Annotated in this window: 10 protein-coding genes; 6 read left to right on the forward strand and 4 right to left on the reverse strand. The window is 45.8% G+C overall.

The genetic code is table 11. The annotated features are described in order from the left end of the window. Nucleotides 1–63: 63 nt before the first annotated feature. From rsmF to L9P36_RS06525, 4 genes are all read right to left on the reverse strand, one after another. A complete protein-coding gene (gene rsmF / locus L9P36_RS06510; RefSeq protein ID WP_237465910.1) occupies nt 64–1503 on the reverse strand; it encodes a 16S rRNA (cytosine(1407)-C(5))-methyltransferase RsmF in 1440 nt (479 codons plus the stop codon). A 110-nt stretch (nt 1504–1613) separates the two neighbouring features. Next, nucleotides 1614–4259, reverse strand: coding sequence for an MlaD family protein (locus L9P36_RS06515; RefSeq protein ID WP_237465911.1), 2646 nt, complete (start codon nt 4257–4259; stop codon nt 1614–1616). Further along, nucleotides 4252–5484 carry a paraquat-inducible protein A gene (locus tag L9P36_RS06520; protein WP_237465912.1) on the reverse strand — a complete coding sequence of 411 codons (1233 nt, stop codon included), beginning with the start codon at nt 5482–5484 and terminating at the stop codon, nt 4252–4254. Before L9P36_RS06520 ends, L9P36_RS06515 begins: the two co-directional genes overlap by 8 nt. A gap of 44 nt (nt 5485–5528) precedes the next feature. Further along, nucleotides 5529–7283 (reverse strand): ABC transporter ATP-binding protein, encoded by a 1755-nt coding sequence (locus tag L9P36_RS06525; protein ID WP_237467873.1) that lies wholly within the window; start codon nt 7281–7283, stop codon nt 5529–5531. A 521-nt stretch (nt 7284–7804) separates the two neighbouring features. Between L9P36_RS06525 and proQ the strand changes: the two genes are divergently transcribed. The 6 genes from proQ to L9P36_RS06555 all read left to right on the forward strand — a co-directional run bounded on the left by proQ (nt 7805) and on the right by L9P36_RS06555 (nt 19937). After that, nucleotides 7805–8443 (forward strand): RNA chaperone ProQ, encoded by a 639-nt coding sequence (gene proQ / locus L9P36_RS06530; RefSeq protein ID WP_237465913.1) that lies wholly within the window; start codon nt 7805–7807, stop codon nt 8441–8443. A 17-nt stretch (nt 8444–8460) separates the two neighbouring features. Further along, nucleotides 8461–10473, forward strand: a complete 2013-nt coding sequence (prc, locus tag L9P36_RS06535; protein ID WP_237465914.1) for a carboxy terminal-processing peptidase — start codon at nt 8461–8463, stop codon at nt 10471–10473. 206 nt (nt 10474–10679) lie between these two features. Then, nucleotides 10680–11549, forward strand: coding sequence for a sulfurtransferase (locus tag L9P36_RS06540; protein ID WP_237465915.1), 870 nt, complete (start codon nt 10680–10682; stop codon nt 11547–11549). 254 nt (nt 11550–11803) lie between these two features. Further along, the gene (pepN, locus tag L9P36_RS06545) at nt 11804–14431 is read left to right on the forward strand and encodes an aminopeptidase N (RefSeq protein ID WP_237465916.1); all 2628 of its coding nucleotides are present in this window, start codon (nt 11804–11806) and stop codon (nt 14429–14431) included. A gap of 288 nt (nt 14432–14719) precedes the next feature. Further along, entirely contained in the window at nt 14720–14938 is a 219-nt protein-coding gene (locus L9P36_RS06550; RefSeq protein ID WP_435532731.1) for a DUF2835 family protein, read from the forward strand. Between the two features lie 181 nt (nt 14939–15119). Continuing rightward, nucleotides 15120–19937, forward strand: coding sequence for an NAD-glutamate dehydrogenase (locus tag L9P36_RS06555; protein ID WP_237465917.1), 4818 nt, complete (start codon nt 15120–15122; stop codon nt 19935–19937). Nucleotides 19938–19946 lie beyond the last annotated feature (9 nt).

A 19946-nucleotide genomic window follows, 5' to 3' on the forward strand; every position in this document is an offset into this window, starting at 1 on the left:
TACTAAGGATAAAGTTAGCGCAAAGCGCCATAATTGCCAGTCGAATTTGGCGGCTTGTTGCAATTAGCAATCAGAAAATAGATTACCATCGCGCACTAAATCGCGGGGCAAACCATTTTTAATGCGATTCCCCACCCATTTACCTAGCCCAATCACTTGCGATTGATAACACAGAATCACTTCACCTTGTCTTTGTGACAATTCACCCTCAGGGCGAATATCTCGGCCCATATACCAAGATTGTGCATCTTCGGTACTGAGTGCAACGCAGCACGCTTCATTGCCCTTAGCGATGGCAATAATGGCTTCATGTTGCCAGCGATAGCCTTTTTTATGTTGCTCGGCCAATTTGATGCCAATGCGATCAAATCGAATTTCACCAATTAGCGGGGTTAAGGCGCGTGGGAAGAGCCATACTTCGTTGTCGCGCAGCCAAATTTCGCTTTGTGCTGGGATCTCGATATTCAGAGATTGATGAAGCGCTTGGGCGATGGCTTGTTGATCTTTGGTTTTAGCGGCCATAAATGGAAATTTACCCAAGCGTTTTTTAACTTTCGGTGCATCCACGGCATCAAGTTTGCGAATACGCGCAACAAAGAAACCTTCGCTGTCGTAAATCTGCGGCCATACATGAAGGAAGCCTTCTTCTGTTGCACTAGCATCAGCATTGGTAAACAGGTGGTTTAGCGGTTCAAAAGCGACGGCATCGCCAAATGTTTCTTTTAGATGGTGGCAAACGGATTGGTTTTCGGTTTGATTTAAGGTGCAAGTGGAATAGATCATCACACCGCCAGGTTTGAGTGCGTGAAATGCACTTTCAATTAAACCGCGTTGCACTTGTGCGATAGCATCGATACTTTCAGGACTCCAATTTTTCATCGCATCGGGATCTTTACGAATCGTCCCTTCGCCAGAGCAAGGCGCATCAAGCAAAATCGCATCAAAGCTTTCTGGTAGCCAACCACCAAAGACATGGCCATCAAAGTGGGTGAGTGCCACGTTATGGATGCCGCAGCGCTGAATATTTGAAAATAGGCCTTTGATTCGGCTGGCTGAAAACTCATTGGCAACCAGTGCGCCTTGATTGTTCATCGCTGCTGCGAGTTGGGTTGTTTTCGAGCCAGGCGCAGCCGCGACATCGAGCGCCAGATGTGGTACCTCATTGTCCGCAAGCAAGGCTGTAACAGGCAACATGGAGCTGGCTTCTTGAATATAGAATAGGCCAGCAAGGTGCTCTGCGGTATTGCCCAGCGGTGTGGTTTCAGTTTCTGGTCGGGTTAGCCAAAAACCAGTCTCACACCATGGCACAGCTTCAAAATGCCAGCCTTTGGCTTGCATTTGCTGACAGAAATCATTGACGCTGATTTTCAGTGTATTGACGCGAATGCTACGTCGCAAAGGTCGCTGACAAGCATCAACAAATGCATCCATAGATAGATGCGCGGGCATGGAGGATTGGATTTGCGCCAGAAACTCGGCTGGCAATTCAATATTTGCGTGCAAAACAGCGCCTTTTTTGGTGTTCTCAAATTAGCGCGGATTCTAGCACATTCAATAAAAAAGCGGGGCATTGCCCCGCGCTTTTGCTTAAAAACAAAGCTGATATGCTTGATTTAGTGTTTGGGGATCGCCAAATGCCATTTTTGCCAATCCACTGGCGCTTTATCTTCTAGTGCAAAGTGCTGGCCACGCGTGGCTTTATTTTGCAATGGTTGGTTTTCTGGGGTGGCAATGGCAATGCCGCCACGAACCAAGCTATCGAGGCTGCCGGTTTTAATATTGGCGCCTGAAAGACCAAGCTCGACATCAATGCCTGATTGATTCCAAAAACGGCTGTTGCGACGAATTAAATAGGTGTATTGCGGTTCAATCTCCAAGTCAAAGAGCACGCGATCTGCAAGCGCGCCAAGGCGAACGTCGCGCACTTGGCCAATTTCCATGTCACGATAAAGGACTGGCGTGCCCGCGCTGACAGAGCCGCGCTGATTGGCTTCAAGCACGATACGTAGTGCCCCTGGTAAGCTAGGTGGTGTGCTGAGATGAAACTGAGTTACGGTTTTACCATTGCCGGGGATGGCGTCGATATAGCTTGCCAGTAGGGCATCGAGGTTTTCAGTTTTGGTGAGGCCAATTTTGGGCGTCACACTCCAAAAGCGGCTGCCGCTTTGACTAAATTTTTGACTAAATTCAGGATAAAGCATGGCCTCAACGAATACGTTTTGTTTCCCTAGATTTGGATTGATTGCCATGACTTCGCCAATTTGAATCCCTTTATAGCGAATGGCTGTACCAACGCTGAGGTAACTGGCGCTATCTGTCAGTAGGGTGATCATTTTACCTGCGTGCTGCGCAGCTTTTTGCGATGCGAATAGGCGATAATGCTGGCCATCACGATTATTGACATTGCTAAACTGATCAAAGCTAATGCCGCCGGCAACAAGGCTACTTAGAGGCCCTGATTCAATGGATACACCTTGTAAGTTTGCTTCGATATTGATGCCAGATTGACGCCAGAAAACGCTATTGGCTTTGAGCAGATGGCGATAACCATTTTCAATGGCAAGGGTGATGGTGACGCCAGACGCTGAAAGGTCAATATGACGGACATAGCCCACTTCAATATTGCGGTAGAACACAGCGTTATTGATCGCCACGCCAGCCGCGTTATCTGCCGCGAGGATGACGTTTTGATAGCCAGGTTTACCTTGGCTGGCTAATTGCGCCGCTTGTGCGCTTGGGTAAAGGGTGTAACGAGCGCTTTGGCCTTTGGGCGCCGTTTCATTGTAAAAGCTAACTGCAGAGCGAAAAAGTTGATCAGCACTTGGCACATCAATTTGCGCGCCATGCCAACTGATATCAGCTTGAATCCCGCCCTCAATGTAAAAGCGTGTGTTTTTACCAATAAGATGCGCATACTCAGGATCAATCAGGAGATGCGTTTCAATGACGCGATCTTGTCCTTTTTTCAACTGTACTTGGCTGATATGGCCAACGGTGAGACCACGATAAACAACGGTGCTGCTGTCACTGAGCCCATGGGTTTGATGACTCGTTAGCACAATGGCGCGAGTGCCGGGGCGCTGCGCAAGTAGTTCGGCGTGGGAAATCGCCACAAAGGCATCGCTAGGCTCGCCAGCCTGTGGGTGCAAAGAGAGGTAGTTGCCTGACACCACGTTTTTCAAATTGCTGATCTGCTGAAATGAAATTTCGGGGCGCTCAACCACAAACTGACTGTGGTTGGTGAGAAAGTCCTCATAGGTCGGCGCAATGGCGACGCTTGCGACAATTTTTTGCGTCTTTTTGTCCAAGCGAATACGGGTGATTTGGCCCACTTCTAAGCCTTTATAGATCACCGGCGCACCATGTGGGTTGATATTATGGTTGTCTGGTAAGGTGACGGATACGAGAACGCCGCGACCGGCAGTATCTAGGTCTGGGTAGAGGGTAAAGGATTGGCCTTTGTTAACGGGATCACCATCTTTGGGGGAATCAAAGGCAATCGCGCCATGAATAGTGGCGGCAAGACTGTCCATCTGCACATCAATGCCATCAAAGCCTACTTGCGCGCGAATACCGCTGACATTCCAAAAGCGACTATTACTATTTACCAATTTGGCATATTCAGGTTTGATGACTGCGCTAATCAGCACTTTTTTATTGTTTTCACTGAGGGTGTAGTTGGTGACTTCCCCCACCGGAATGCGTTTATAAACAATAGGCGCACCGATGGAAACCGATCCTAAATTGGATGAAATCAAAGTGAAGTTCAGACCGGCTTGCTGGATTAAATCTCGTGGCGGCGCATCTAATGCAGTGAATTGCGTTTTCGGGGTGTCTGTAGGTTTACCTGGATGCATGGCAATATAATTCCCGGAAACTAAGGCATCCAGCCCAGAGATCCCAGCGAGGCTTGCCGAAGGACTGACAATCCAAAACTCCGTCGCCTCACTGAGGTATTTGCTTGCCTGAGGATAAATATCAGCCACCACATAGATGCTGGTTAGGCTATCATCGAGATGGATTTCTCGCACCATACCCACTTCTAAACCTTGAAAGCGAATTGGCGTTCGCCCTGCAACCAAACCATGTGCAGATTTGAAGTGAATTTCAATTTGCTGTCCGGAGTTCATCATTGCTTTATAAACCAGCCAGCCACCGAGAATGAGCGCGACAATGGGCAGAATCCAAAGTGGACTTAATCCGCGTTTTTCGACGCTGGGCTGGTAAATTTCGGGTTGCTGCGCGGGGGTATTATCCATGGTGCAATTCTCCTTGCGCGTGGGATGTGTTGATGATGCGGTTATGCCAGATAAGACGCGGATCAAGAGACTCCGTTGCGAGCATGGTCAAAACCACGACAAAAGCAAAGGCGACAGCCCCTAAACCCGGGGTGAAATCAAGAAGTTGACCACGATCAATTAGTGTCATCATCAGTGAAATAACAAATAAGTCCATCATTGACCATTTACCAATGAGTTGAATAAATCGAAGACATTTAGCCTGGAACAGTGGTGAGGCCAAGGGGTACCAGCGAATACAGATAAGAATAAAGCCAAGACCCAGTATTTTGGCCACAGGAACTACAATACTGGCGATAAAAATAATCAGTCCGATACCAACCATACCTTTACTCATCAGCGTTGAAACCCCTGAAAAAATGGTGTCTTCAAGGCGCTTACCATTGGTGAGTAAAATAGAAATGGGATAGAGATTGGCTGGAAAGATAGCGATGGTCGCGGTTAATAAATAGGCCCAGCAATTTTGTACAGAGCGCTCTGAAGGCAAGTAAAGCTTGCTATGACAGCGTCTACATTCAGCACCTGCAGGTTGCGATAAGCCGCATAGGGTGCAGCTGTGGCTGGTGTGGCAATCGTATTGGGCAGGTTGCCATGCATGCCAGTAGCGACGTAGTTTTAATCGCGCGAGTAGCATCAGTGTGGCGAGCTGTAACAAAATAAAGCAAAGCAGGCCAATGCCGGTAAAAATATCGGCGTAGTCTCTAATTTTAAAGCAGGCGATGGCAAGGCTAATCAAAAAGACATCCAGCATGCACCAGCCGCGAAGGTGTTTGACGAGCCAGCTGCCATAACGCAGCATTTGAAACTGTCGCTTTTTCAGTCCCCAATGCATCATTAAGACGGCAATATAAAGAAGAAGTGGTGCAATGGAGCCACAAAATAAAATTAAACCAGCGACAAAGAAAAATCCGGCATCAAAAAGGGTGAGGGTGCCAGAGATCATGGGCGCCGGGATCATCACGCCAAAGAGTTGAATGGTGATAATCGGTGCAATATGTGCCGGAATAAAGAGGAGTAGGCAGAAAATAGCTAATGGCAGGGCGCTGCCCGGTGGACAGAGTCTCATCTCTAATTTTGCTTCGCAGCGGGGGCAGCGGGCGCGAAATCCTTTACTGACGGGAATTGCGGCAACGGCTAAATCACATTCAGGACAGCGCTGGTACTGATAGCAATTCAATTGACTCAAGTCGACCTCATTATCATCTTGTTTTTATTATTCTAGTCATCTTTTTACTCCTGTTGAACGCTGCCATAAAGGGTTTGGTAGAGCCCATCTTGATTGACCAATTCGTGGTGTGTACCACGCTGTACAATGTGGCCATCTTCAAGTACATAAATATGATCCGCTTGTTTTACTGCAGATAAGCGGTGGGCAACGATCAGGGTGGTTCGATGCTGTAAAAAATCTTGCATAGCACGGTGAAGTGCCGCTTCCGTTGCGGTATCTAATGCCGATGTCGCCTCATCTAAGATGACAAAACCCGGATCAGCAAGTACCAATCTGGCAATGGCAAGGCGCTGACGTTGGCCGCCAGACAGTCGCACCCCTTGTCGGCCGATAGGGGTTTCTAATCCGGCCGTAAGCTGCACTATTACATCATCAAGCTGCGCTATTTTTAGCGCTTGCCAAAGTGCATCTTCAGGATAATCGGCGCCGAGTGTCAGGTTTTGTCTGAGGCTGTCATTAAATAGCACGGGTTGCTGAAGTACTACGGCAACTTTGGAACGCAATAGATCATAACCGATGCGTTCAAAAGGCTCACCGTTATACAAAATTTTCCCAGATTGTGGGTGATAAAGACCTAATAAAAGCTGAATCAATGTTGATTTTCCGCCGCCAGAGGCGCCAACAAGCGCCACTTTTTGACCCGCAGGAATAGTCAAAGAGAGATTATCAATTACCGCGCGCTGCTCAGGGAAATAGCGAAATTGCAGATTTTCAATTCGAACATCAATAGGCTCATTGGGTGAAAACGGGTTGATTTCGCTTTTAGGGCGCGCTTCTTCTTTTAGTTGCATCACATGGTCCAGCCGCTGCAGTGCCGCTTTGGCGCCATACCAAGAAAATTGGATGCCAAGGAGCTCTTGCATGGGACCCAGCATAAACCAGAGATAACCAAAGACAGCAAAGATTTGACCAATGGTGAGATCGCTAAAAATCACCATAAGCATGGAGACTGCGCGAAAAAGTTCAAAGCCGATTAAAAAGCAAAGAAAGCTGATGCGTCCTGCGGCTTCACTTTGCCAAGCATATTGATCGGCGCTGAGGCGAATTTGGTTGGCATCTTGAATCAGTTGATTTAAGTAATCTCGTTCTCGATTGGCTGCGCGTAGTTGGTAGAGACCATCGAGCGTTTCGACAAGGCGCTGCTGGAAAGCCTCAAAGGCTTTGTTTTCAGCTTGTTTGAGGTGTTTGACTCGGCTTCCCATCCATTTAGAGAGGTATACCACAATTGGATTAATGGCCAAGATAAAAAGCCCTAAGCGCCAATCAAGCCAAAGTAGAATCACTGCGGTTCCTAAGATGGTGAGTAGACCAATCACAAAGCGACTTAATGTTTCACCAATGAATTTATCAACGGTTTCAACATCGGTGATTAGATGAGAGCTAATTCCGCCGCTGCCCTCAGTTTCATATTGTTGCAGACTAATGCGACCAAGTTTTTCCAAAAGGTGACGACGTAACTTAAAGGTGATGGTTTTACTGACAAGGGTAAACTGCCTACTTTGAACAATACTTAGAATTTGCCCGATGACTCGCATCAGAACAACGGCGATAAAAGCAAGGGCAATGTATCCTGTGGCAGATTGCCATTCTGAGGGCAAGATTTGATTGAAAAAATGGATCGCTTGGCCAGGCTGTTTGAGTAAGACCTCATCAACCATAATCGGCAAAATTAAAGGAATAGGGACGGTGACCAGGGTGGCTGCAATCGCAATCAAATTAGCAATCATCAATCGATGTTTATATTGCTTGAGGCGCATCCACAGCCAGCGTGGATCAATTGAATAGTTCGCATGGTGGCTTTTCACGGTGTAAATGATTCCTATTCCTGAGGATGCTCTAGTGTATATTGAAAACGTTTGCCTATAGAAGCGTATACGAGATTCAATCTGTGATTGCATGAAGAATCTGGGTGAATTTTACGTGGCATGTGAGTGATGCAGTTTTGCGACAACCTAGCATCATAGTGAATTTATTGATTCAGTTTTGCCTATTTATAAGAGAGTTAACTACAATCAATGGGTTGGTGAATTTTGCGGAAAAATTCCCAAATTGCAGCGCGAAGGTTTGATATGCGCTATAAAAATGAAACGTGCTGGATTCTAAAATGAATCCCCATAAGGAATGAAAGGGGATTTGCTGCCAATAAATGCGGTGGAATCTCGAATTTCGCCCCGATGCTGGTGGTTTTTCATTGAGATACCTCTATAATAGCCGCCACATTCTATTATGTTGTTAAATTGGTACTGCGTGACATTGTCACGTCAAGTCAGGAAGATACATGGAAAACACTGAAAAGCTGAGCAACAGTAAAGCTGTTATCGCTTATATCGCCGAACTTTTTCCCAACTGCTTTAGCCTTGAGGGTGAAGCAAAACCACTTAAAATTGGCATTTTTCAAGATCTAGCAGAACGCCTTGAAAATGATGAGAAGGTCAGCAAGACCCAGTTGCGTGCAGCGCTTCGCCAATATACTTCATCATGGCGTTATCTGCATGGCGTGAAGCTCGGCGCAGTTCGTGTTGACCTTGACGGCAACCCATGTGGTGAACTAGAACAAGAACATATCGATCATGCACAACAAGCACTTGCAGAGAGCAAAGCGAAAGTGCGTGAGCGCCGTAAAGAGCAAGTGGTGAAGCAGAAAGCTGCAACGAAGAAACCACGCGCTGAGCGCCCTGCGAATGCAGAGAAAAAAGCACCAGCAGCTAAGGTGAAAAAAGCGAAAGCTGCACCAAAAGTTGTTGAGACTTCTCGTCCATTGAATGCTGATGAAATTACTGAAGGCCGCGATGTGAAAGTCAATATGGGTAACGGTAACGTTGCAGCCACCATCGTGGAAATTAACAAAGATGGTGTTCGAGTGCGTCTAGCAAATGGATTGGTGATGCTAGTCAAAGCGGAGCACCTCTGCCTATAACGGAGTATACACGACGGATGAAATTTCCATTTCGCGCGTCTTTGATCGCTGCCGGCCTTGCGCTGGCAGCATCAGCCCAGGCGGTTACGCCTTCCTTCTCAGTGTCGGATATTCCAGCACTTTCCCCCGATGACCGTCAGATGACCGCAAGCCAGCGGGCGACTGAGCGTTTTACCCAAAGTCATTACAAACGCTTCCAATTTGATGATGCGTTTTCTGCTCATACCTTTGATCGCTATCTCGAAGTTTTAGATTACAACCGCAATGTGCTAACGCAGGCGGATGTTGATCGTTATAGCAAATATCGTTTTGAGATGGACGATATGCTGGCTGATGGTGAAGTGAAGCCTGCATTTGATATTTTTAATGAGGTGATGCGCAAGCGTTATCAACGTTATCAATATGCATTGTCTTTATTGGATACTCCTATGACGTTTACGAACGATGATGAAATGGTCATCGATCGTTCAAAGATGGCATGGCCAAAAGACGAAGTTGAATTGAATGCTATTTGGTATAACCGCGTTAAATTTGACGCATTGAATCTTGCTATGGCGGGTAAGAAGTGGCCTGAAATCAAAGAAATTTTGACTAAGCGCTATAACAATGCCATTCGCATGTTGACGCAAACCAATAGCGATGACGCATTCCAACTTTTGATGAACGCTTTTGCGCGTGAAATCGATCCCCATACCAGTTATTTGTCACCAATTTCAGCAGAGCAATTCCAAACGGAAATGAGTCTTGAGCTTGAAGGGATTGGTGCTGTGCTGCAAATGAAAGATGACTATACCGTCATTGTTTCATTAGTGGCTGGTGGTCCAGCGGCAAAATCTAAAAAGCTGAAAAAGGGCGATCGTATCGTTGCGGTTGCACAGGAAGGTGAAGCCCCAGTTGATGTGATTGGTTGGCGATTAGATGAGATTGTTTCCTTAATTAAAGGGCCAAAGGGCACCAAGGTTACATTGAACATTCAACCTGAAGATGCCAGCGCTGAAGGGTATAAGTTGACGCTTGTGCGTGACAAGATTCGTCTTGAAGATAAGGCAGTGAAAACTGAATATTTGGAGATGGATCAAGGCACTGTTGCTGTTTTGGTGATCCCAAGTTTCTATGACGGCCTCACCAAAGATGTGAAAAAGCAGCTACGCGCGATTGAAGCCAAAGGGGTGAAAGGTGTCGTCGTTGATTTGCGCAATAATGGTGGTGGTTTATTAACCGAAGCAGTGTCACTGAGTGGCCTCTTTATTAGCTATGGTCCTGTTGTTCAAGTTCGCGATAGTTATGGCCGTATTCGCGCAAAAGCTGATATTGATAAGCGAATTCAATATGCGGGTCCTCTGACTGTCTTGATTAACCGCTATAGTGCATCCGCATCAGAAATTTTTGCAGCGGCGATGCAAGACTATGGTCGCGGTTTAATTGTTGGTGAGCAGTCCTTTGGTAAAGGCACGGTTCAGCAGCACGCAGCGCTTGATGAAAAATTTGATCGCTTTGAAAAGTCAGTGGGTTATATCCAGATGACCATTCAAAAGTTTTATCGCGTGAATGGTGGCAGTACGCAGCATTTGGGTGTGGTTCCTGATATTTCATTCCCAGCCGCGATGGATCCGAATGAAACAGGCGAGAGCATGGAAGATAATGCGTTGCCTTGGGATAGCATTAAGAAAGCGCGTTACACCGCAGGGCCTGGTTTTGAAGCCTTATTACCTCAGTTAAAAGCCAAGCATCAAGCACGGATGAAAGATGATCGTGAATGGGGCTTTATCTTTGATGATATTGAAACCTATCAAAAAGAGAAAGACATCAACACCATTTCACTGAATCAGTCGAAGCGTGAAGCGGAGCAAAGTGCCAATAAGGTTGAGCGATTGGCTCGCATCAATGAGCGTCAAAAAGCGGAACATAAAAAGCCGTTCAAGACTTTGGATGATGTGCCAGATGATTACGATGTGCCTGATCCATATTTGGATGAAGCAGCAGAAATCACCCTTGATCTTGCAGCGAAAGATGCCGCTTCAACAAATTAAGCAATTAAACTTTGTCTTGATAAACGCTCCTTTCGGAGCGTTTTTTTATGGGCAAAAATCAGTGTCTGTACTGTATGTGATACAGCGTTCATTTGACCTCGGCTATGCTTTGCACATCGAAGTTTTGCCATATCGATATTTTTCGACAATGATGGCAGAGAGATTGGTAAAATATTGCGGTACTGTCGATCGCAAAAGGAGTTGGAATGTCACCACTAATATCGGTTACAGCATTATCACAAATGCTGGACCAGCATGATTTGGTGCTCTTAGATGCCAGTGTAGTCAATGTTGTTGGGACTGAGCCCAAGGTATATGAAACACCGCAACGCTTACCTAAAGCACGATGGATGAATTTAGATCAGGATTTTATTGATCCAACAAGCGCACTCGCAAACACAGTGCCAACAGCTGCGCAATTTGCACAATGTGCGCGACGTTTAGGGGTGAACCAAGACAGTCATGTTGTGGTTTATGACAATCAAGGGATCTATTCAGCCGCACGTGCTTGGTGGTTGTTTCATGTGATGGGACATACCAAGGTGCAGGTTTTGGATGGTGGTTTACCTGCTTGGCTTGATGCGCAATATTCGACTGTGGTCGTTGATGAGCCTTGGCAACAAGCCGCAATGCATGGCGCTTATGGTGTTGGCGATCTGCCTATTTCCTTAAATCCAAGCCTGCAAGTGGATAGTCAAATGGTGCTAAAAGCACTGAATGATCCGCAGCAAACCGTGATCGATGTGCGTGCAAAAGCGCGATTTGACGGCCATGCACCTGAGCCGCGTCCAGGCATGCGCAGTGGCCATATGCCTGGAGCCATTAATTTACCTTTTACTGAGCTATTAAATGCCAACGGCTTTTTACCGCTTCCGATGCTGAATCAAAAATTCGCCTCTTTTGAGTTGGCCGCCCAGCAGCCGCTGATTTTTTCTTGTGGCTCCGGGATCACGGCTTGTATTGGTATTTTAGCGGCAACACTTTGTGGATTTGAGCAGTGCCGTTTATATGACGGCTCTTGGAGTGAATGGGGCGGCAGTGCTGATTTACCCGTGGCAGTGACGCCTCAATTATAATGCCTTCTTATTGATTCAACTGATTGAGGCATGGGTGCGAATTTGTGACATTGTCACCAATTCGCATCTCTCACCGTTTGTATCTCAATCTAGATGATAAAAATTAGCGCAAAATTGGTTGAATTATAAGCTAACCTAATGGCAGCACTCATGTTTTCGAAACACTGATGCTAGCATCTTAGAAAAAACTGGGATAACGTAATCCATACTTTCTGTTCTATTTCGGTGCACTCGCACCACGATAAGGAAATATCATGTCTGCTTCTGCGAAGGTTGAACAACCGCAAGCAAAATTCCGTCTGGATTATCAAGCGCCAGACTTCACCATTACCGACGTTGATTTAGAGTTTGATTTGGATGACCAACATACTTTGGTTCAAGCCACATCAAAGGTAAAACGAGTTTCAAGCCAGCAAGATGCCGCTTTGTGCCTGGCTGGTGAGTCACTTAAACTCTTGAGTGTGTCGGTCAATGGTGAACTCTGGTCTGACTATCAGCATGATGAGCATGAATTGAGATTGTTCCATCTGCCTGATGAATTTGAGCTTTGCATTCAAACTGAAATTAATCCAAGTGCCAATACTGCACTTGAAGGCTTGTATAAATCAGGAGATGCTTTTTGTACGCAATGTGAAGCGGAAGGTTTCCGTCGCATTACCTATTTTCTTGACCGTCCAGATGTATTAGCACGTTATCAAACTCGCGTGATTGCAGATGCCAAGCAATACCCATTTTTGCTGAGCAACGGCAATAAAATTGATGAGGGTGTGTTAACGGATGGTCGTCATTGGGTGCAATGGCAAGATCCACATCCAAAGCCAAGCTATCTTTTTGCCTTGGTTGCAGGTGACTTTGATGTGCTTCGCGATCAATTTACCACCATGAATGGTCGCCAAGTGGCTTTGGAGATCTTTGTTGATAAAGGCAATTTAGATCGCGCGCCGCATGCCATGGCATCACTGCAAAATGCCATGAAGTGGGATGAAGAACGTTTTGGCCTTGAATATGATCTTGATATCTACATGATTGTCGCTGTCGATTTCTTCAATATGGGCGCCATGGAGAATAAAGGCTTGAATGTCTTTAACTCAAAATTTGTTCTCGCAAATCCACAAACGGCAACCGATGATGATTACCTCGGTGTTGAAGCAGTCATTGGCCATGAATATTTTCATAACTGGACGGGGAATCGCATTACCTGCCGTGATTGGTTCCAGTTAAGTTTAAAAGAGGGGCTCACTGTTTTCCGCGATCAAGAGTTCTCATCCGATCTAGGCGATCGCACAGTTAATCGTATTAACAATGTACGGATTATTCGTGGCCCTCAGTTTGCTGAAGATGCCAGCCCAATGTCGCATCCAATTCGTCCTGATCAAGTGATTGAGATGAATAATTTCTACACCTTGACGGTTTATGAGAAAGGCAGCGAAGTCATTCGCATGATGCATACTTTGTTGGGTGAAGAAAAATTCCAAGCGGGGATGCGACTTTACGTCGAGCGTCATGATGGCACTGCAGCAACCTGTGATGATTTTGTCGCAGCGATGAGCGATGCATCAGGTGTTGACCTGACACAATTTAAGCTGTGGTATAGTCAGTCGGGGACGCCGAACTTGATGGTTACCAGCAGCTATGATGCGCAGCAACAACAATTTAATCTGACGGTGACTCAGCAAACCAAACCAACGGCCGATCAAAGTGAAAAAGTTGCGCTGCATATTCCACTTCGCATCGCGCTTTACGATCAAAAAACGGGTGCGCCTGTAGCGTTGATGAGTCAGGGTCAATCGGTTGATCCTGTGCTGAATGTAACTCAGGAAACACAGTCGTTCCAATTTGATTGCACATCACCTGTGATTGTTTCACTGCTTGATGATTTTTCTGCGCCAGTCACCTTAAGCTATGACTATAGCGATGATGATTTGGCGATGTTGATGCGTCATGCAACCAGCCCTTATGCGCGATGGGATGCAAGCCAGCAGCTTTTAGCCAAACATGTGCGCCGTTTGGTGGCAGATTATCAAGCGGGTGTTGAGCTCTCTTTGCCATACACTGTGGGTCAAAGCTTCCTTCATATTATTGAAGATGAAAGTTTAGCGCCGGCACTCATCGCAGAAGTGATGACATTGCCTTCAGAAAATGAGATCGCGGGTTGGTTTGATGTCATTGATGTGGATGCCATTGCGCATGTGCGTCGATTTATTCGCGCATGCTTTGCTCAGCATTGGGAAACGACGCTACAAGCGCTTTACCATGATTTGCAACCGGCTGCGGATGATTTTAGCCATCAAGCGATTGGCGAGCGGTGTTTGAAAAATAACGCCTTAGCTTATCTGGCGCTATTACCTGCTAATTCCAAATGGGTGGAAGTTCATTTTGAGCAAGCCGGCAATATGACAGATACCATGGCCGCAATGACCGCCGCCAATTCAGCGATGTTGTCGTGCCGAGAGCAATTGATGCAAAGTTTTAGCGATCGCTGGCAGCAAGATGGCTTGGTCATGGATAAATGGTTCATGTTGCAGGGTACGAACCCAGCGCAAAACTGTTTAGCTAATGTGGAAGCGGTGAAATCACATCCTGCATTTGATATGAAAAACCCAAACCGTGTTCGCAGCTTGATAGGCTCATTTGTAAATAATAATCCGGTTTATTTCCATGCGTTAGATGGCTCAGGTTACCAGTTCTTAGTAGAAGCTTTGATTCAGCTAAATACTGCAAACCCACAGGTGGCATCACGCCTGATTGATCCACTTTTGAAATATCGCCGTTATGATGAGCCTCGCCAAGTACTGATGCGCCAAGCATTAGAGCAGTTGGCAGGGCTCGATAATCTAGCGAAAGACCTGTTTGAGAAAATCAATAAAGCACTGGATGTATAAACAGTGTTTTGTGGTTCAAAATAAAAAGAGGCAGCAATGCCTCTTTTTTTGTTTGTTTTATCAGCAAAATGCTGTGTTTGAGTCACGCTGAGGTTAGTACTGCGATGTCAAATGCTTAATGTCGTGCTTTCTAGTTAAAAACCATAACTGTATGTATGTACAGTTATGGTTTTTATCGACTGACTTGATTGACCAGTCAATAAAGTCAGTCGTTTGCTACTTTTGCTTGCGACTTTACAATTTTCACTTTCACGGCAGAATAGGGACTTGTCGAATAGATTTTTTATCATGATGCAGATACACCAGTTTTCAATTTCCATCTCTTATCATGCTTATTTGCAGCACTACAATGGCATGGCTGTGAATGTGATGGTCTTGACCGAAGCGGGCTTGCGCCTGCAATTGCCAGCTGCAAAGCTACGCCAGTTTGTGACGCATCAAGGGATCCAAGGTCGTTTTCGCGTGTGTGTCGATGGTCAGCGATTGGTGGAAATCTCACGTATTTGATTGGCGAACTTGATGGATAAACCGTATCAAGATCCAGCAACTGACTCATTGAAGCCGCCCTCAAATTGAACGAATGTCTTTGCGCTCAAATATACAAAACATATAAATGACTGGATTTTGCGCATAACGTTCATATCCCTCATACACTAGAAGTAATCGTGTAAGCAAAGAGGGCGCTGGCGTGAAGCAATCTGTAACTCATCATTCAGTCACCATCAATAAATTACACTCACTGATCGACACGCATCTATCTTTAACCGAAGCAAAGTTACTGCATCAATTTTGCGGCCCTTTGCTCGCATCCGCATCAGAAAATGACCTGTTACAACGTCACGAGTTAAGCCTCTATGGCGCGCTGTTAAACCTGTGGCATCGACTCAATCAAACCGCGCCGAATCAAAGTCAGATTCAAGTCTATCACCCCAGTCTGAAAGTAGATGGTTGGCAGTCAGCATTGACTGTGATTCAGCTGATTGTGCCTGATCGTCCATTTTTGGTGGACTCTATTTTTATGGCATTGGCAGAGCAAGATCTCAGCATCGAGATGGTGCTTTATGGGCCGCAAAAAGTGCAGCAATCTGAAAAGGGGAAAGTAACAGCAATTGGCAAAGGCGTACAACGAAGCTTTTTCCATATTGAGATTGAGCCACTGAATGCGAAAGCACGCCATGCATTAGCAGAAAAGCTAGCGCAAGTGTTAAGGGAAGTCGCATTGGTGGTTGATGATTGGCAGCCTATGCAACAAAAATTGAAAGATGTCATTGATTTACAAGGTGAGCGTTTGGATAGCCGCAGTCAAAAATTTCTTGCATGGCTTGTGGCACATAATTTTACTTTTTTGGGTTATCGCTACTTTGAGCTCAAACCTATTGCTGGCGATCATCAAATCGTGCCTAATCTTGATAGCGCTTTGGGGATTTTTAGGTTGCATCAAAGTGAGCAACATCCTTTGTCTGAATTACCCATGGCGGCGCAATATTTGGCAAAAAATGAGACCCAATTAATTTTGACCAAAAGTAGCCAGCGAGCGAGTGTTCATCGGCCCGCCTACATGGATTACATCGGACTCAAGGTATTTAGCCCTAAAGGAAAAGTGATTGGTGAGCATCGATTTTTAGGTCTTTATGCACAATCGCTTTATAACCAAAGTGTGTTGCGGGTGCCGCTTTTAGGCGAGAAGGTGCGCGCACTTTTATTGCAAAGTGGTTTTGCTAAAAATAGCCACGACTGGAAATCACTACTGAATTTTTTTGAAACTTATCCACGTGATGAACTGTTTCAAGCCAATGATGAAGAGCTGCTTAGCACGGGGCTTGGGGTCATTCGAATGCGCGATCGCGAAATGCTTCGGCTTTTTGTTCGTCGTGATCCTTTTGCTCGTTTTCTGTCGTGTATGGTGTATGTCAGTCGTGACCGCTATAGCACAGCGCTGCGAAGAAAAACCCAAGCCTTGTTACAGCAAACTTTTGCTAGTCCGCAAGAGGTGGAGTTTCAAACCTTTTTCTCAGAAAGTCGATTTGCCCGCACGCAATATATTGTTCATCTTGATCAGGGTTTGGGGCCCATTGATATCCATCTCTTAGAGCAAAATATGCGGGCATTGGCGACAAGCTGGCAAGACAGACTCAATGGCGTGCTCATTGAGCAGTTTGGTTTACGCCAAGGTAAAGCCCTGGCAAAACGTTATCAAGACAGTTGGCATGAAGGTTACAGGCAAACACATTTGGCCAGTGCTGCGGTCACTGATATTGAATATCTTGAGCGTTTAACGCCCGATCAACCTCTAGCGATGTTGTTATACCGGCCTCCAGAGGATGCGGGAGACAGCTCGGCGATTCGTTTGAAGTTATATCAATATGCCAATGCTATCGCTTTATCGGAAGTGGTACCCATGCTTGAAAATATGGGGCTGCAAATTCTGAGTGAATCTCCATCGCCTGTCCATGTGGATGGGCAAATCCATTGGATCCTCGATTTTAAAATGTGGCATCGCCATGGCGCGATCAATTTAGCGGAGGTCAGAGAACGATTTGAATCAGCGTTCACTGGGGTATGGTTTGGGCAATATGAGAATGACGGATTTAATCAGCTAATTTTGCAATCGGGATTTGATGCCAAGCAGGTCTCTTTGCTGCGTGCGTTGGCAAAATATTTAAAACAAATTGGTTTTCCACTGAGTCAGCAGGCGATTGAGCAATGCTTGATTCAATATAGTGAAACCACACAGCAGCTGGTGGCATTTTTTGAAGCACGTTTTTCTTTGCAGCTCACCGCCACAAAAAGAGAGAAGCAACAAAATCAGATTCGCCAACAAATTGAACGCGCGCTTAAGGCGGTGATTAGTCTGGATGATGATCGCATTCTGCGTCAGTACCTGAGCGTGATGCAATCCATGTTACGCTGTAACTACTATCAGTCAATTGAACAGCAAAGTGGTCGGAAAAGAGAGATGCAGGAGAAAGCATGGCTGAGTTTTAAATTGAACAGTCATGCTATTGAAGGCATTCCAAAACCAATACCAGCCTTTGAGATTTTTGTTTATGCGCCATGGGTCGAAGGGATTCATTTACGCGGCGGTGCGATTGCAAGGGGCGGTTTGCGATGGTCCGATCGTCTTGAAGATTTTCGCACAGAAATATTGGGCCTTGTAAAAGCGCAGCAAGTTAAAAATAGCGTGATTGTTCCTGTGGGTGCCAAGGGCGGTTTTGTCTGCAAACAACTGGCGCAACTTGAACGTAGTCAGTGGGCCGGCGAAGGTCAGCGATGTTACCAAACCTTTATTCGAGGTTTGCTCGATTTGACGGATAACATCGTGGATCAAGTCATTGTGCCACCACCACAAGTTTATTGTTATGACGCGCCTGATCCATATTTGGTTGTTGCTGCAGATAAGGGGACGGCGACTTTTTCTGATTTAGCTAATCAGACCGCAGCTGAATATAGTTTTTGGTTAAAAGATGCCTTTGCCTCGGGCGGCTCGCAGGGTTATGACCATAAAGTGATGGGTATTACCGCGCGCGGTGCCTGGGAGTCGGTCAAACGTCATTTTCGAGAAATGGGTATTGATAGCCAGCAAGATTATTTTGAATGTATTGGTATTGGCGATATGGCGGGTGATGTTTTTGGTAATGGCATGTTGCTTTCACCATCCATGGGTTTGGTCGCCGCCTTTAACCATCAACATATTTTTATCGATCCCACACCGAATGTAAAAGCGGCTTACCAAGAGCGCTGCCGGCTCTTTCAATTGCCGCGATCATCTTGGCTAGATTATGACGCCAAGTTAATTTCACCAGGCGGCGGTATATTTGAGCGAAGTGCTAAGTCCATTGCTTTATCCGCACAAATGAAAGCGCGGTTTGGCATTGACCGTGAACGGTTAACACCCAATGAGCTGATTCAATTTTTATTGCGTTCACCTGTTGATTTACTCTGGAATGGTGGGATTGGTACATATGTCAAAGCAAAGGAACAATCGCATCTTGAGGTTGGCGATCGCGCTAATGATACTTTGCGCATTAATGGACATGAGCTTGGTGCAAAAGTTGTCGGTGAAGGCGGAAATCTTGGGTTTACGCAAGCGGGGCGTATTGAATATGCCTTGGCTGGGGGACGAATTAATACTGATTTTGTTGATAATGTGGGCGGTGTTGATTGCTCAGACCATGAAGTGAATATCAAAATATTGCTGGAGATGTTATTAGCACAGGGGGACCTCACGCAAAAGCAGCGTAATGCACAATTAAAATCCATGACAGATGATGTGACAAAAGCAGTCTTAGCGAATGCCTACGAGCAAAGTGAGTCTATTTCTGTCACTCAATGTTTACCTCAATTACTCAAAGAGCAGCTGCGCTTTTTAGACCATCTTGAAAAACATCATCAATTCGATCGCCATCTTGAATCCATGCCCAGTGATGAGCTATTGATAGAGCGGGCCGCGAATGGTCAAGGACTGACTCGGCCAGAGCTGGCGATTTTGACGGCACAAGCAAAAATGGTATTAAAGGCAGCGCTGCTTGCATTGGATGTTCATTGGCAGGGTAAGGTATTTGATGATTTGTTGATTCAATATTTTCCGCCATTACTGCAAGAAAATAACAACCCGCAGTTATCGCAGCATCGGCTTTGCCAAGAGATCATTGCGACAGCACTGGCCAATCAAATCGTCAATGATATGGGACCCAGTTTTGTTAGCCGACTGCAAGATGAAACGGGCGCGAGTCTCATGGATATATTAAGTGCTTATCAAATCGCACGTCATGTATTGAACTTAGATCAGTGGCAGCAGCAGGTTCGTGAGCTAGACAATCAGATAGAGGCGAGGGCGCAATATGATATTTTGCTTCAGCTGCGCCGTTGGTTGCGCCGAGCAACACGCTGGTTACTACGTCATCCACACAATATGTCCTTGGATGAGGGCTCTGTATTTTATGCCGATTATGGTCAGCAGTTATTTGTGTATTTAAACAGTGACAGTGTCACTATATGTGGCGATCTGTTTTCACCAGCTAAGATGGCAGATAACAAAATAGAGATGAAAAAAGAGGTGGTTGATAAATATCATGCGTTAGTGAGTGGGTTATCATTATTACCGATGCGACTGCGAGTATTTGATATGGCGCAGATCAGTCAACACAGCAATACACCATTAACGCAAGTAGCGGCGTTATATCACCAACTGGATGAGCGATTGGAACTGACTTGGTTTGAGCAGCTCATCGATTTACAGGTGGTAGAAAACCATTGGCAAGCTTTGGCAAGAGCCACGCTTAGAGAAGATTTAGCGATGCAGCAGCGGATCATGGTGGAGCGGGTTATTGAACAAGGCTGTAGCACGCAAGTTGAGCGGTGGTTGGCTGCTCAGCCACAAGCGATGCAACGTTGGTTGCATATGGTCAGCGAGTTTAAAGTGGGCCAGCGTCATGAATTTGCGAAATTTTCTGTCGCATTACGAGAATTAGCGTTGTTTAATTTGAATTGTTTATCAAACCAGTGAATAATGATG

Origin of the sequence: Vibrio stylophorae (assembly GCF_921293875.1) — a bacterium.
Classification (GTDB): Bacteria; Pseudomonadota; Gammaproteobacteria; order Enterobacterales; family Vibrionaceae; genus Vibrio_A; species Vibrio_A stylophorae.

What these genes read in the sequence shown, in the direction of transcription:
- prc (WP_237465914.1), top strand. Translation starts at nt 8,461, where the DNA reads ATGAAATTTCCATTTCGCGCGTCTTTGATCGCTGCCGGCCTTGCGCTG.
- L9P36_RS06515 (WP_237465911.1), bottom strand. Translation starts at nt 4,259, where the DNA reads ATGGATAATACCCCCGCGCAGCAACCCGAAATTTACCAGCCCAGCGTC.
- L9P36_RS06540 (WP_237465915.1), top strand. Translation starts at nt 10,680, where the DNA reads ATGTCACCACTAATATCGGTTACAGCATTATCACAAATGCTGGACCAG.
- proQ (WP_237465913.1), top strand. Translation starts at nt 7,805, where the DNA reads ATGGAAAACACTGAAAAGCTGAGCAACAGTAAAGCTGTTATCGCTTAT.
- L9P36_RS06525 (WP_237467873.1), bottom strand. Translation starts at nt 7,283, where the DNA reads ATGCGCCTCAAGCAATATAAACATCGATTGATGATTGCTAATTTGATT.
- L9P36_RS06550 (WP_435532731.1), top strand. Translation starts at nt 14,720, where the DNA reads ATGATGCAGATACACCAGTTTTCAATTTCCATCTCTTATCATGCTTAT.
- pepN (WP_237465916.1), top strand. Translation starts at nt 11,804, where the DNA reads ATGTCTGCTTCTGCGAAGGTTGAACAACCGCAAGCAAAATTCCGTCTG.